Below are 13,905 nucleotides of genomic sequence, written 5' to 3'. Positions count from 1 at the left end.
CAGAAATGCGCTAGAGTGGCCATCTTCATCGCGCTCAAAGTACTCATTCAGTAAGTTTGGTTACACTACTCTTAAAAATCATCATATTGCGGTTACATTTATGCAAAACTGTGATGTGGCACTATTGTTTTTCCTAAAACCTAAAACCTAAAACCTAAAACCTAAAACCTAAAACCTAAAACCTAAAACCTAAAACCTAAAACCTAAAACCTAAAACTTTTTTTCTTCACTTAACCGATAAATCATATTTAAGCACCAGTGCATCAATATAACGGGCACGAAGGGTATGTTGTTTTTCGTGTTCGGCACCATGACTAAGCGCGCGATTTAATAGTTTTAAAGCAGGGTGTAATTTGCTTCGCTCTGCTTGTGTGAGGTTTGGCTTTGTGCGTAATTCGGTTATATCATCTACAACTAAGCGACCAATATCAACGGCGGCGATTTCTTCAATTAAGCCATTTTGAGTTAGCACACCGTATTTACTGCATAAAAATTGTTGCCATACTTGTTGTAGGTGCTCTTCTAATTCACAACCAAATAGCTCTTCGTTAAATTCAAACCCTTGTTGAGCTAACTTCGTTAAACTTGCACTGTATTGCTGTGCAAAGTAGTTGAAGGCTTGACTGGATGAATCAATTTTTTGCTTGGCTAAGCCTTGTCCCCAGTTAACGCATCCTCTTGGATAGAAGTCGTCGTATTCTTCGCATTCATATAAACCAGAGTAAGAGCTACAACTAAGCTGATTTTTAATACAGTAACTGGGTTTTGGAAATAACCCGTTTTGTTGCCAAATTGCAAGAGTATCTTCATCGATTGCTAAGGCATGACAAAGCTCTTCGCTGTGATAAAAATGGGTTGCTAAAAATCGTGATAAACGCATAAAAGTGCACTCAAGGTTAGAAAATAAATATACTGTTCATTTATACAGTTGTTTATTTTGGACTAAGCACCTCTACAACACAAGTAATTTAATTAATTAGTTATGCAACACTCGGAAAACGCCTGCTTTTATGTTACAACTACGGCAAGTTTTTTTAAGATTAATTTTTTATGCGCACCCTAGAACAAATTAAACAAGCAAGCCTCATCACAGCAATTAAAACGCCTTATTTAGCCAGTGGTGAAATTGACTTAGCCACCTATGATTATTTAGTTGAACAGCAGATCGCCGCCGGTGTTGATGGTATTGTGGTCGGTGGAACCACAGGTGAAGGCCAGTTAATGAACTGGGAAGAGCATTTAATGCTGATTGCGCACAGCGTTAATAAGTATGCAGATAAGTTGGTGATTGTTGGTAACACTGGCAGTAACAATACCCGCGAAGCCGTTAAAGCGACTGAGTATGGCTTTGCCAGCGGTATGGACGCAGCGCTACAAATTAACCCTTATTATGGCCGCACATCGATTGCCGGTGTGATTGAACACTTCAAACGAGTGCTGGCAATTGGTCCGGCATTTATTTACAACGTAGCAGGGCGTACAGGACAAGATTTAACCCCTGACATTATTGAGCCGTTGGCACAACATGAAAACTTTATTGGCGTAAAAGAGTGCGGTGGTAATGAGCGCATTAATCACTATGAGCAACAAGGTATTGCCTGTTGGTCTGGTAATGACGATGAAGCACATGATGCTCGCCATACTTATAAAGCGCATGGCGTGATCTCGGTAACCTCTAATTTAATTCCTGGCTTGTATCGTCAATTAATGGACAGCAAAAGCGACGCGCTGAACGCGTCATTACAACCTTTGATCAGTTGGTTGTTCTGTGAGCCAAATCCAATTGCAATTAATACTGCATTGATGATGACAGGTGCAGTCAAGCCTGTATTTAGATTACCTTATGTGCCATTAAATGAGCAGCAGCAAGTGCAAGGGGTTACGTTGATCAATCAACTTGATGATGTTGCTGTTGTAGGTGGCTCTAAAGCCACACCATTAAATTTAGAAAATACAATTATTCTGCCATAATTTAGTTTGGGCTTTAAAAGATCGCCAACCATTGTTGTTATTGCTTAGCAAAGTATGCTTTGAAAAGGTCAAACACAAAAATGGCTGTAGAAGAGAAAAGGTAATTCTAGTTGGTTTATATATTTAAAAACTAACTGTTTGCCTTAAATTGCTGTATAATTTGCGACCCTTGATAATGTGGCCGCAGGTTATACAGCATGAATTTTAAATCTTTTAGTTTTGCCCCTGAACTTCTTCAGGCGTTAGATGAACTTAACTATCACACCCTTACGCCCATTCAACGTAATGCTATTCCAGCAGTACGTAAAGGCAAAGATGTTTTAGCCAGTGCCCAAACAGGCACCGGTAAGACAGCTGCTTTTGCTTTACCAATTATTCAAAAATTATCTGAAGTTGAATACACAAAAACTAATGCGCCACGTGCCTTAGTGCTAGCACCAACCCGTGAGCTTGCAGAGCAAATTGCCAATAATTTTACTGATTTTGCAAAGTACACCAAGCTTAAAACTGTGAGTTTATTTGGCGGTGTTAGTACGGTAGGTCAAGCTAATGGCTTAAAAGCGGGTGTCGATATCGTAGTCGCAACACCGGGTCGTTTACTGGATCATATTCGTTTAGGTAATCTAAGCCTTGCTGACGTACAACATCTTGTGCTCGATGAAGCTGACCGTATGCTTGATATGGGCTTTATTGGTGATATGCAAACAGTGATCAATGGCTGTGCTGAAGATCGCCAAATTTTGTTGTTCTCTGCAACATTCCCAGCGGCAATTAAACAGTTTGCTAGCAAAGTACTCAAGCAAGCTGAAATTGTCCGTGTTGATCAAACCAACAGCACTGCTGCAACCGTTCATCACGTGGTTTATCCAGTTGAAGAGCGCCGTAAACAAGAGTTGCTTTCTGAATTGATCGGTAAGAAAAACTGGCAGCAAGTGTTAGTGTTCGTCAACATGAAAGAAACGGCTGATGAGCTAGTTAAAGAATTAAACTTAGATGGTATCCCGGCTGCTGTGTGCCATGGTGATAAAACCCAAGGTAACCGTCGTCGTGCATTAAGTGATTTCAAAGCGGGTAAAGTACGTGTGCTTGTGGCTACAGAAGTTGCCGCTCGCGGGATTGATATTGATGACCTACCACGTGTAATTAATATTGACTTACCATGGCTTGCTGAAGATTACGTACACCGTATTGGTCGTACAGGTCGTGCCGGTAAACAAGGTCAAGCAATCTCATTTGTTAGCCGCGAAGAAGAAAATATGTTGTTTGAAATTGAAACCTTAATCGGTCAAAAAATTCAGCGTGAATACTTGCCGGGTTATGAAGTAAGTAACCGTGAAGTACTGATTGATAAAATTGGCAAAAAACCATCGCATTTGCGTCGTAGCCATTCAAATAAACCATCAGGTCAAGCAACTGGTGAAGCGCGAGCTAAAAACCGTTCACGTATCTCAAACGTACGTAAAACCCTCAAAGGTGCCAAACTTTCGTTAAAGAAATAATGGTATAAGTTAAGTCATTAACACAAAAAAGCCTCAATAAATGAGGCTTTTTTGTGAACAGTGAAAAACTACTTAGCTATTTTTCTCAAGCATAGATAACGCTAATGCTTCAGCGGCCTTTATACCGTCAATGCCTGCGGAAAGAATACCACCTGCATAACCCGCACCTTCACCGGCAGGGTATAGGCCTTGGGTATTGATACTTTGCATGCTTTTATCTCGTTTAATGCAAATTGGTGATGAGGTACGGGTTTCAACGCCGGTTAATAAACCATCGTTCGATGAAAAACCACGAATTTGCTTATTAAATGCAGGAATTGCTTCACGAATGGCATCAATTGCATATTTAGGTAACACATTTGCTAGATCAGTGAGTTTGATACCTGGTGTGTATGAAGGCTTTACATCGCCTAAGTCACTTGAATCTTTACCTTTCAAGAAGTCGCCAATTAACTGTGCCGGTGCATCGTAATTACTACCACCTAGTTCAAAGGCTTGCTCTTCTAGTTTTCGCTGCAGATCAATACCGGCTAATGGATGACCTGGGAAATCTTCTTCAGGAGAAATTCCCACAACAATGGCACTGTTAGCGTTGCGTTCGCTGCGAGAATACTGACTCATGCCATTTGTTACCACGCGACCTTCTTCCGAGGTTGCTGCGACCACAGTACCGCCTGGGCACATACAAAAACTGTAAACAGTACGGCCACTGTGACAATGGTGAACCAGTTTGTAATCTGCAGAGCCAAGGATCGGGTTACCAGCATTATCACCAAAACGGCATTCATCGATCATAGATTGTTTGTGCTCAATTCTAAAACCAACTGAAAACGGTTTTGCTTCAACGTAAATCCCTTTATCGTATACCATTTTAAATGTATCACGTGCGCTGTGACCTACCGCAAGCACAACATGACGGGTATCAAGTTGTTCACCGGAGGATAATTTCAGTCCTGTTACTTGGCCATCATCAAGTAGGATGTCATCAACGCGGGTGCTAAAACGAATTTCACCGCCGAGCGCTTCAATACTTGCACGCATTTTTTCAATCATCGTAACCAGCTTAAAAGTACCAATATGCGGTTTGCTGACATACATAATTTCTTCTGGTGCGCCCGCAGCTACAAATTCAGTGATCACTTTACGACCATAATGCTTTGGATCTTTAACTTGGCTGTAAAGTTTTCCGTCAGAGAATGTTCCTGCGCCGCCTTCACCAAATTGCACGTTTGACTCGGTATTTAGAGTACGTTTTCGCCAAAAAACGAAAGTGTCTTTGGTACGTTCACGTACTTCTTTACCACGTTCTAAAATAATGGGTTTAAACCCCATTTGCGCCAGTATTAAACCAGCAAACAGTCCACAAGGGCCAAAGCCTATTACCACAGGACGTTCTTGAATTGTTGCTGGTGCTTGAGCAACAAATTTATAGCTGGTGTCAGGGGCTGGTTTTACATGTTGGTCTTTAGCAAACTGAATTAATAATTGCGCTTCATTATCAACCTCAATGTCGAGGGTATAAATAAGTAAAATGGCGGTTTTTTTGCGGGCATCGTAACCACGTTTAAAGACATTAAAGCTATGGAGTTGGCTGTTATCAATGCCAAGTTTAGTTATAATTGCTTGCTTTATGGCATCTTCGCCATGATCAAGTGGCAGCTTAATTTCTGTTAAACGTATCATATTTAGTCTCTGTTAGGTGTCTTAGCAATCGCTGACGCGAGTTGCTCACAATAGCGGACTATTTTACGTTAATTTAAGCCTCGATGGCAGCGATTATTTATTGTATTTTGGCTGTGGTTGGGTATGATCTCCAGCTGTATTAAGATATGTTAGGCAAACGTTAAAATGGCATTTGTAGTCACTGAAAACTGTATAAAGTGTAAATACACTGACTGTGTAGCAGTGTGTCCAGCTGATGCGTTTTATGAAGGCCCTAATTTCTTGGCGATCAGTCCGATTGATTGTATTGATTGTGGTTTATGTGTTCCAGAATGCCCCGCTGAAGCAATTTATCAAGAAGATGAATTACCTGATTCGCAACAAGAATTCACCGAACTGAATGCCGAACTTGCCCTTATTTGGCCGCGTATCACTGATGTAAAACCAGCCCCTGAAGATGCCGATACCTGGAATGGTGTGGCCGATAAATTAAAGTTAATTGAGACCTAAAATCTCAGCTTTTTGCCTTGGTTAGTTAATTAAAATAACATTTTTGCAATCAAAATATTAACAAATGTACCTGCGTGAATTACAATTGCTACTTAACTTACTCATCCGAGTAACTGAGTATTAAATGGATGTTTATGCAGTATATAAAATTAATAACGTTACCTGTCTGGATTTTAGCTTTCGCTTTATGTAGTACGTTTGCACACGCTGAGCAACAACAATTTAGTTTAGCGCACATTGAGCAAGGTATTGATCTTGATGGGCAGTTGAGCGAACCGCACTGGCAACAAGCCACTTTAATCCCTTTACGCTATCAAAATGAACCCAATGAAAAAGGCACACCACCTGTAAAAACAGACGCTTATATCTATGAAGATGGCAACTATTTATATCTTGGTTTTGTTGCTTATGATAATGATGCCAGTCAAATACGTGCAGCACTTCGAGATCGCGATACATTATGGTCGGATGATAATGTCGCATTGATGATTGATACCTTCAACGATGAGCGAACAGGTTATGAGTTTTACGTAAACCCACTCGGTGCACAAGGTGATATGCGCATGACCGATACCGATGGCTGGACTGAAGACCCATCGTGGGATGCGATTTGGGACAGTGCGGGGCAAATAACTAACCAAGGTTATACCGTAGAGATGCGCATTCCGTTCACTGCATTGCGTTTTCCTAAAAATAAAGCCGATATGACTTGGGGGGTTGCGCTGTGGCGTAATTATCCTCGAGATGTTTTATATCAATTATCCAATGTAGGTTTTGATCGCGACGTGAAATGCAGTTTTTGCCAGTTTGATAAAATAACAGGCTTTAATGCCATGGAACCGAGCAAAAATATTCAATTAACACCGACCTTGACCGCTCTTCGCAATGATGCCAAAGAGGCTGTACCGAGGGACTGGAAAAATGGTGATATTGAGACTGAAGCTGGACTCGATTTACGTTGGGGTATCAGCCAAGATGCGGTTATTAATGCCACCATTAATCCCGATTTCTCGCAAGTAGAGACCGATAGTTTAGAGTTGGATGTCAATACTACATACTCTATTTATTATGCTGAGAAACGCCCGTTCTTTTTAGATGGTGCATCGTATTTCAAAAGCAGTTTATTTGAGCTTTTATATACTCGTACAATTGCCGAGCCTGAAATTGGCGCCAAAATAACCGGTAAAACAGATGCACATAGTTATGCCTTTATGTATGCCGATGATGAAAATACCAGTCTTTTTTTACCGACTAACCAAGGTTCTGGCTTTGCTAATTTAGCTGAAAAATCAAAGTCAGCGGTTGGCCGGTATCAATACGACATTGGCGAGCAGGGCACTATAGGAGTGATGAGTACCCACCGTGAAGCGAATGACTATCACAATACCGTACTGTCTGTAGATGGTAGTTATTGGTTTAATCAAACAGATAGTGTGTTGTATCAAGTTGCTACCTCTGATACTAAAAACTCCGCCTTTTTAACTGATAACTATGGCTTGGAGAAAAACCAATCTGATCAAGCTTATAAGCTCGAGTTTTCTCGCGAGAAAAGGGATTATAAGCTACTTGCCAGTTACGAAGATATTGGTGAGGATTATCGTACCGATGTTGGCTATCAAGAAAAAGTGGATTATAAAAAAGCGTTACTAGGCGGCGGGCAAACTTGGTACTTAGACGCAAGTGAGATGATAACCGAATATTCTTATAATGTTGATTGGGACAAAACCTGGGCGCAAGATGGTAGCTTGCTTGAAGAAGAGTACGAAGGGTATATTTTTTTAAAAGGCCAATTACAGTCATCCTTAGAGTTTGGTTTGATCCATCGTAATGAGAGCTATAAAGATGATTTTTATAATCAAAATATCGGCTTTATTTATGGTGGTTTTAACCCAAGCAAAGATTTACGTATTACGCTCTATAGTGAGTTTGGTAGTAAAATAGATTACAGTAATGAGCAGTTAGGTGATTTATTTACTCTAGAGCCAGAACTTACCTGGGACATCAATGATCATTGGCAACTACAGCTTGAACACAGTTATAGCCGTTTAGATAACCCACAAGGTGAAAATGTATTTACAGCGAATCTAACCGATTTACGAATTTATTATAAATTTAATATGCGCTCGATGCTGAAACTGATTTTACAGTTTGAAGATATCGACCGAAATCAAAATGCTTATTACTTTGCTGTAAATCACATCAACCGAGATTATGGCAGTCAGCTTGTTTACTCATATAAAATTAATGCACAAACATTATTTTACTTGGGTTATTCAGATAAAGGCTATCAAGATGACTCATTAAAAAGTATAGAACGCGATCAACGTACTTTCTTTACTAAATTAAGTTATGCATGGCAGCTTTAAATTACATTTAAAAAAAGCCCTTAGTATTTAACTAAGGGCTTTTTGTTGTTAGATCTATTTAAAGTCATAGTTGAATATTTCAATACATCTAATGTGTTATTTTAATGCTCTTTTATTGCATAGGTTGCTGCTATGGCGTCTCTTACCACAGGTTCAAGACTTTTCAATCCCCACTGTTTACCGGTCTCAATCGCTTTTTCAATTGGTTGGTTAAGCTCTATTGCGTTATAAAGTGCAATCAGTGCCCCAACTCGGTTACCACTTGCACAATGCAGTAATGTTGGGCTCTCAGATGCTTGCGCTAATAATTGCTGCAGTTTTTTTGCATTTTCGATATTGATATCGGCTCTTGATGAAATGGGCAGTGAAAAGTATTGCAGTCCTAAATTGGTCACTAAAGCCTGTTCATCCCAATTATTTTCCCCATCCCCGCGTAAATTAATCACATACTTTATACCTTGCTTTGCAAGCTGCTGAAATTGCTCTTTAGAAGGTTGTCCTGCAGTATAGATGTGTTGTTGCGGGTGCGCATAATTAGTTAATGCAACGGACCTTATATTTACTGATGGGAGTGGCTGCGCATAACTTGTTATGCTGATCAAAGAACATGCTAAAGTGATAATAAAAAATACTATTTTCATGATGTTAGATCTCGTTGAAGTTGCTAATAATGTGACAATTGTATAAGTAGTTACTATTATTAAAGCAGATAGTTTAGTTTTTCAAACACGTTAGAGTCACTTAATAATAATGCCAGCAACAGCTGGCATTATTTATCGGTTATTAAGGTGTGTAATAAATTGGTGAGCCAGGCCCTACTGGCAGACCAAATACAAACACCCACAAATAAAACAGAGCAACCCAACCGACAAAGAAAATCATACTATAAGGCAGCATGGTGGCGACTAAAGTGCCTATTCCCATGTCTTTTTTATATTTAGTGGCAACGGCGAGTATCAAGCCAAAGTAACTCATCATTGGGGTGATCAAGTTGGTGACAGAATCACCAATTCGATAAGCCGCCTGAATGGTCTCTGGCGCATAGCCAATTAACATGAGCATAGGTACAAAGATAGGCGCAGTGATTGCCCATTGTGCAGATGAAGAACCTAAGCTTAGATTAACTAATGCACACATTAATATAAATAACACAAATACTTCAGGACCAGTCAGATTGAGGGCTTGTAACATAGCAGCGCCATTTATGGCTAAAATAGTCCCTAAGTTAGTCCATTTAAAGAAGGCAACAAACTGCGCGGCAAAAAATACTAATACAATGTACATGCCCATTGAGCTCATACTTTTGCTCATCGCGTTGATCACGTCTTTATCATTTTTCATGGTGCCTACTACACGGCCATAAACGAAACCGGGTATACCAAAGGTAATAAAAATAAATACCACAATCCCTTTAGAAAAAGGCGAGTGGGCAAATAAACCTGTTTCAGGATGGCGCAAAATGCCATCTGCAGGCACGATTGTCCAAGCAAGTAGTAGCGATACTAACAATAAAGAAAATCCAGCCCATTTTAAGCCTGATTTTTCTTTAGCTGTTAAGCCTTCTATATTATTTTGCGCCAGATCAGCACTGGCTTCATCGGGGTTGTATTTTCCAAGGCGGGGTTCAACGATTTTTTCAGTCACGAAGGTGCCTAATACGGCAATCAGTAAAACTGAAATCATCATAAAATACCAGTTTGCTTCAGCGCCAACTTGGTAAGTTGGATCAATCATTTGTGCTGCCGGAGTCGTAATACCTGCAAGCAATGGATCAATCGTACCTAACAATAAATTAGCACTGTAACCGCCCGATACACCGGCAAAAGCTGCGGCTAAGCCCGCTAATGGATGACGGCCTAAACTATGGAAGATCATTGCGGCTAAAGGAATTAATACAACATAACCAAGTTCAGATGCGGTATTAGATAATATAGCGGCAAATACCACCATAAAGGTAACTAAGCGTTTAGATGCCCCCATTACCATGCCACGCATTGCAGCAGATAATAGCCCTGAATGTTCGGCAACGCTGACACCTAATAGTGCAACAAGCACAGTTCCTAAAGGGGCAAAACTGGTAAAATTAGTAACAAGACCGGTGACGATACGTTGTAAGCCTTCAGCACTTAATAGACTCACAACTTCGATAACGCCGTCAGGTTCACGACCGGCGGAGCCAATTGGGCGAGGATCAATTGCACTTAATCCAAACCAATCAGCAATACCACTGAAAACAATAATGGCCACACAAAATAGGGCAAACAAGGTGATTGGGTGGGGTAACATATTCCCCAAAAACTCAACCGAGGCTAAAAATCGGTTAAATAATCCCGATTGTTTTTCTTCACTCGATGAGTCGGCAGTGTCGACGGCTTTTGACATAGCAAGGCTCTTAAAATTGAAAAATTTCCGCAATCTATCATTTTTAAGCATGATTATCATTAATAAACGGTGGTTTACCAGATGGGTACGATAAACTGTTAATTAGGCTATAGAATTCCTTTGAATAGTAACGGATAGCGACGTAATCGCTGGCCAATATAGTCATCCGCTAAGATTTGCTGGCAAATATCTTCAATATCATCAGAAGCTTCAAACACCCAGTCGAATCGTTCAATTGCAGTTAAAAATCCTCGCTTTAGGAACCGTTGTTGCCGATACTCCTCGAGATTACCTTTAATTATGGCAAGCTTACTTTCATCGTCGCGTAATTGTTGCACAACCTTGGCTATAAAATCTGTATGTTGGTTGTGCTTATTAGCTGGGCGAATGCGCGGTTTGCTGTTATACACAATTACACCTCATTGATTATATTTTCCAGCTTTTTAAGGAAGTCATCTTTATGCTTTTCATGTTCATAATCGAGATGATAGGTGTTATGAAAACCAAATCGAAGCAACACGCCACTGCCTTTAAGGTAAATGGTATAACCATCAATATCTGAAAATGCGGTTAATCCTTTATAGTGTTTTCCTTCATTATTTATCTCACCATGTTGGATGATCTGCTCATAGACAGCTAATATTTGTTTTCCTTCGATGTCATTTTTCATCACTACTCCAAATGTTGCTTTGATAATTAAATTGATACGAAACCTAACTCTATTTAGTTTATACCATGTAATGATAAATGATCGAAAAGTTCACCGATGTCGCAAAATTACAATCAGCTAAGAAAGCGACCATGCTAAGGTGTATTTATTTTAGGGATAACAATGATGAAGTCTAAATATATTACGCTGTTGTGGGTCTTTTTGTACTTTTCAAGCAGTCAACATTTGTTAGCAAATGAGTCAAATTTGGTTTTAAAAAACCAACAGGGCGAACTGTTCGAGCTGAATAAAATCGTTGGCAAAAAGCCTGTGTATTTAAAATTTTGGGCAACGTGGTGTAAGCCTTGTATGGAGCAAATGCCACACTTTCAGCAGGCCTATGAACAGTATGGAGATACAATTGATACAATAGCGATTAACATTGATCTAAATGATGATCCTACTGCTGTTGCAGCTGTTAAAAAACAGTTTAATTTAACCATGCCTATCATGAGTGATCATACCGCAAAAGTTGCTCAGCATTATCAATTTATAGGCACTCCTTTTCATGTATTACTCGATAAAACGGGCAAAGTGATTTTTCAAGGCCATGAAGCAGATAAAGCACTTGATAATACACTGCGATTATTATCACATGACGGCATGGTGGCAAAGGCCCACTTGTTAGATGAAGGTAATAAGCAAGCTGCGACTGCTTTAGTTATTCCAGAGCATGGCTTAAAGGCAATATTATATACGGCAACGTGGTGTGATTGGTATTTAGCTGATACTCGCCCGAAGATGGCAACAAACTGTGCCGCAGCTCAAAAGCAAATCAATCTATTAACCAATCAGGGAATTGATACTGAAGCTAGGGTTAGCCAATTATGGACAGATCAAGCAGCTGTTGATGAATATATCGAAAAATTTAAAGTCATACATCCGGTGTACATTGATCACGGTAATGATTTATTTATTGATAATAAAATCAGTAGTGTGCCTACCTTGGTCATTTATAAAAATGGACTCATGGTCAATCGTATCAGCGATTTTTCTAGCCCTGTAAATTTGCAAAGTAAGTAATAATTTGCTTTGAAAATGAGCAAATCTAGCCTATCCTCTAGGCTCATTCATCAGTGAGCTTAGAGCATGATAGATAAGGCGTTATTACTTAAAACTCGCGAGTTATCAGATCGATTAATCGCCCTACAAACCCCTATTCGTATCTTAGATGCGATAAATTGGGATAAAAGCATAAAAGAAGAGTTTTTTAGACAAAAATGTCAAAAAAATCCACTGGTTGATAAAGCCTATTATCAGCAACGGGATCTAGGTTTTGTACCTAGCGAGCTACGCCAAGCATTTTCTGATCTAAACCGTAATATCATTAGCCAGCTTGGGCAACTCAATCCTATCGCTCAATATATGAGTAAAATGTGCAGCGAGTACAAAACAGTATTGAGTATGCTTGAATACCGTGGCACTGCTGAATTTCATGATTTATCTGTAGAGTTGTTTGGTCATCCAAAAGATTTATTTCATGCCGGTGAGCCATCGTTATCAGAGCTTGCAAATATGCTTGAGTTACCGCTCAAAAATCTATTGGCGGCCGATATTTTACCAGATGATCCTAAAAATATAGATGCTGATGAAGCCGTTCGAATTCTTGCTGAACAAGTACGTTTAAGCATGCCAGGTATCGATGTTGAAGTGGTTATTAGTGATGGGATCGTCAGTGATGCAGCTGCTGGTGCTAATAATATTAAGCTAAATCAAGACGTAAAGTTTTCTCAACGTGAGCTTGATATTTTAGAAGTACATGAGGGCTGGATCCACGTCGGTACAACCCAAAATGGTTTAGCTCAGCCATACTTAACCTGTTTAAGTAAAGGCACGCCAAGTTCAACAGTGACACAAGAAGGGCTGGCGGTACTAACCGAAATCATCACCCTTAAATCAACCCCTCGTCGTTTAGCGAAGTTAGTAAATCGTATTCAAGCGGTGACCAAGGTAATTGATGGGGCTGAGTTTGTTGATATATATCGTGATTATGTTGCTCAAGGCTTGAGTAAAGATGAGAGCTATACATTGGCCCAGCGAGTATTTCGTGGCAGTACCGCAACAGGCTTGCCATTTACTAAAGATATCGCTTATATCAAAGGGTTTGTATTGGTTTACAATTTAATTCGGGTTGCGATACAACTTGGCCGCATCGATCAATTACCTTTGCTGTTAGTGGGTAAAATCTCGATTGATGACTTTAGACTAATATCGCAATTACATGATTTAGGTGTAATTGAAGACCCTAAGTTTGTTCCGCCACATTTTAAAGATTTACGCGGTTTAGCAACGTGGCTTAGTTTTGGCCGTTTTATTGGTGATTTGTCATTTGAACAGTTAGAAAACGACTATAAACCACTATTTATTTGATTTATATAAGTAAAAGACCATTTTAAAAAATGCTTTCTTGAATTACCCTCTGAAAAGGGGGATAAAAGTAACTTTTATATCAATAATTATCTCACTATCCGCTCGAATTTATTTTACACAATACATGTGGAGCATGATAACTATTCAATTGTTGATAAGTGGGGCTTTAGGTGTGAAAAAAGTTCAACCTACAGCTATTTATATTTTTACACAGTACTGTAGCAAGTGCTCAAATGTATCATGTAACTACGTGTCATCTTATTATGTGGTTTATTGACACCCGTTATTTAACTCAATCCACTTTATTGTACTTGGTAAATGATAGTGTGAAAGTCTTGGGAGTATGGGGTTTATCTAATCAGTTTATCTATAAGTATTTCGCAATAGGTATTTGAGTTGAAATAAAATAAAATACCCTTTATCTGATTGAAAAAGG

At 39.5% G+C, this 13,905-nt stretch carries 12 protein-coding genes; 6 read left to right on the top strand and 6 right to left on the bottom strand.

Annotated features, from left to right (window positions below):
* Positions 1–226 precede the first annotated feature (226 nt).
* Positions 227–880 carry a DUF6058 family natural product biosynthesis protein gene (locus FW757_RS17740; protein WP_145236013.1) on the bottom strand — a complete coding sequence of 218 codons (654 nt, stop codon included), beginning with the start codon at positions 878–880 and terminating at the stop codon, positions 227–229.
* 170 nt (positions 881–1,050) lie between these two features.
* On the opposite strand from FW757_RS17740, the gene dapA reads away from it, so the two are divergent.
* Both dapA and FW757_RS17730 read left to right on the top strand, forming a co-directional pair.
* Positions 1,051–1,971 carry a 4-hydroxy-tetrahydrodipicolinate synthase gene (gene dapA, locus FW757_RS17735; RefSeq protein ID WP_182719557.1) on the top strand — a complete coding sequence of 307 codons (921 nt, stop codon included), beginning with the start codon at positions 1,051–1,053 and terminating at the stop codon, positions 1,969–1,971.
* 197 nt (positions 1,972–2,168) lie between these two features.
* Positions 2,169–3,470 (top strand): DEAD/DEAH box helicase, encoded by a 1,302-nt coding sequence (locus FW757_RS17730; protein WP_145236005.1) that lies wholly within the window; start codon positions 2,169–2,171, stop codon positions 3,468–3,470.
* Positions 3,471–3,542: 72 nt separating this feature from the next.
* On the opposite strand, the gene FW757_RS17725 is transcribed toward FW757_RS17730, so the two are convergent.
* Positions 3,543–5,153, bottom strand: a complete 1,611-nt coding sequence (locus FW757_RS17725) for an NAD(P)/FAD-dependent oxidoreductase (RefSeq protein ID WP_446441529.1) — start codon at positions 5,151–5,153, stop codon at positions 3,543–3,545.
* A 165-nt stretch (positions 5,154–5,318) separates the two neighbouring features.
* Between FW757_RS17725 and fdxA the strand changes: the two genes are divergently transcribed.
* Together fdxA and FW757_RS17715 are read left to right on the top strand one after the other, a co-directional pair.
* On the top strand, positions 5,319–5,642 hold the full coding sequence (gene fdxA, locus FW757_RS17720; protein ID WP_145235999.1) for a ferredoxin FdxA: 324 nt from the start codon (positions 5,319–5,321) through the stop codon (positions 5,640–5,642).
* Between the two features lie 134 nt (positions 5,643–5,776).
* Positions 5,777–8,008, top strand: coding sequence for a carbohydrate binding family 9 domain-containing protein (locus FW757_RS17715; RefSeq protein ID WP_182768315.1), 2,232 nt, complete (start codon positions 5,777–5,779; stop codon positions 8,006–8,008).
* A 101-nt stretch (positions 8,009–8,109) separates the two neighbouring features.
* Here the strand turns inward: FW757_RS17715 and FW757_RS17710 are convergent, their stop codons facing one another.
* From FW757_RS17710 to FW757_RS17695, 4 genes are all read right to left on the bottom strand, one after another.
* A complete protein-coding gene (locus FW757_RS17710) occupies positions 8,110–8,649 on the bottom strand; it encodes a fused DSP-PTPase phosphatase/NAD kinase-like protein (protein WP_182740898.1) in 540 nt (179 codons plus the stop codon).
* Between the two features lie 142 nt (positions 8,650–8,791).
* Positions 8,792–10,390, bottom strand: coding sequence for an AbgT family transporter (locus FW757_RS17705; protein ID WP_182740899.1), 1,599 nt, complete (start codon positions 10,388–10,390; stop codon positions 8,792–8,794).
* 107 nt (positions 10,391–10,497) lie between these two features.
* Complete coding sequence (locus FW757_RS17700) at positions 10,498–10,800, bottom strand: hypothetical protein (RefSeq protein ID WP_182719554.1); 303 nt, start codon at positions 10,798–10,800, stop codon at positions 10,498–10,500.
* 2 nt (positions 10,801–10,802) lie between these two features.
* Entirely contained in the window at positions 10,803–11,060 is a 258-nt protein-coding gene (locus FW757_RS17695; RefSeq protein ID WP_149980149.1) for a DUF3081 family protein, read from the bottom strand.
* Between the two features lie 162 nt (positions 11,061–11,222).
* Here FW757_RS17695 and FW757_RS17690 point away from each other — a divergent pair, with 162 nt between their 5' ends.
* Complete coding sequence (locus FW757_RS17690; protein WP_446441528.1) at positions 11,223–12,122, top strand: redoxin family protein; 900 nt, start codon at positions 11,223–11,225, stop codon at positions 12,120–12,122.
* Between the two features lie 66 nt (positions 12,123–12,188).
* Entirely contained in the window at positions 12,189–13,469 is a 1,281-nt protein-coding gene (locus tag FW757_RS17685) for a flavohemoglobin expression-modulating QEGLA motif protein (protein WP_145235968.1), read from the top strand.
* Positions 13,470–13,905 lie beyond the last annotated feature (436 nt).

It is taken from the genome of Pseudoalteromonas sp. 1181_04 (assembly GCF_052850545.1).
Note: the sequence above shows the minus strand (reverse complement) of the source record. Positions and strands in the feature narration are given on the sequence as shown.

Bases quoted from the DNA above. Each gene is read 5' to 3' on its own strand.
- FW757_RS17710 (WP_182740898.1), bottom strand. From the start codon at position 8,649: ATGAAAATAGTATTTTTTATTATCACTTTAGCATGTTCTTTGATCAGC.
- FW757_RS17690 (WP_446441528.1), top strand. From the start codon at position 11,223: ATGATGAAGTCTAAATATATTACGCTGTTGTGGGTCTTTTTGTACTTT.
- FW757_RS17730 (WP_145236005.1), top strand. From the start codon at position 2,169: ATGAATTTTAAATCTTTTAGTTTTGCCCCTGAACTTCTTCAGGCGTTA.
- FW757_RS17705 (WP_182740899.1), bottom strand. From the start codon at position 10,390: ATGTCAAAAGCCGTCGACACTGCCGACTCATCGAGTGAAGAAAAACAA.
- FW757_RS17695 (WP_149980149.1), bottom strand. From the start codon at position 11,060: ATGAAAAATGACATCGAAGGAAAACAAATATTAGCTGTCTATGAGCAG.
- FW757_RS17725 (WP_446441529.1), bottom strand. From the start codon at position 5,153: ATGATACGTTTAACAGAAATTAAGCTGCCACTTGATCATGGCGAAGAT.
- FW757_RS17740 (WP_145236013.1), bottom strand. From the start codon at position 880: ATGCGTTTATCACGATTTTTAGCAACCCATTTTTATCACAGCGAAGAG.
- FW757_RS17685 (WP_145235968.1), top strand. From the start codon at position 12,189: ATGATAGATAAGGCGTTATTACTTAAAACTCGCGAGTTATCAGATCGA.
- dapA (WP_182719557.1), top strand. From the start codon at position 1,051: ATGCGCACCCTAGAACAAATTAAACAAGCAAGCCTCATCACAGCAATT.
- fdxA (WP_145235999.1), top strand. From the start codon at position 5,319: ATGGCATTTGTAGTCACTGAAAACTGTATAAAGTGTAAATACACTGAC.
- FW757_RS17715 (WP_182768315.1), top strand. From the start codon at position 5,777: ATGCAGTATATAAAATTAATAACGTTACCTGTCTGGATTTTAGCTTTC.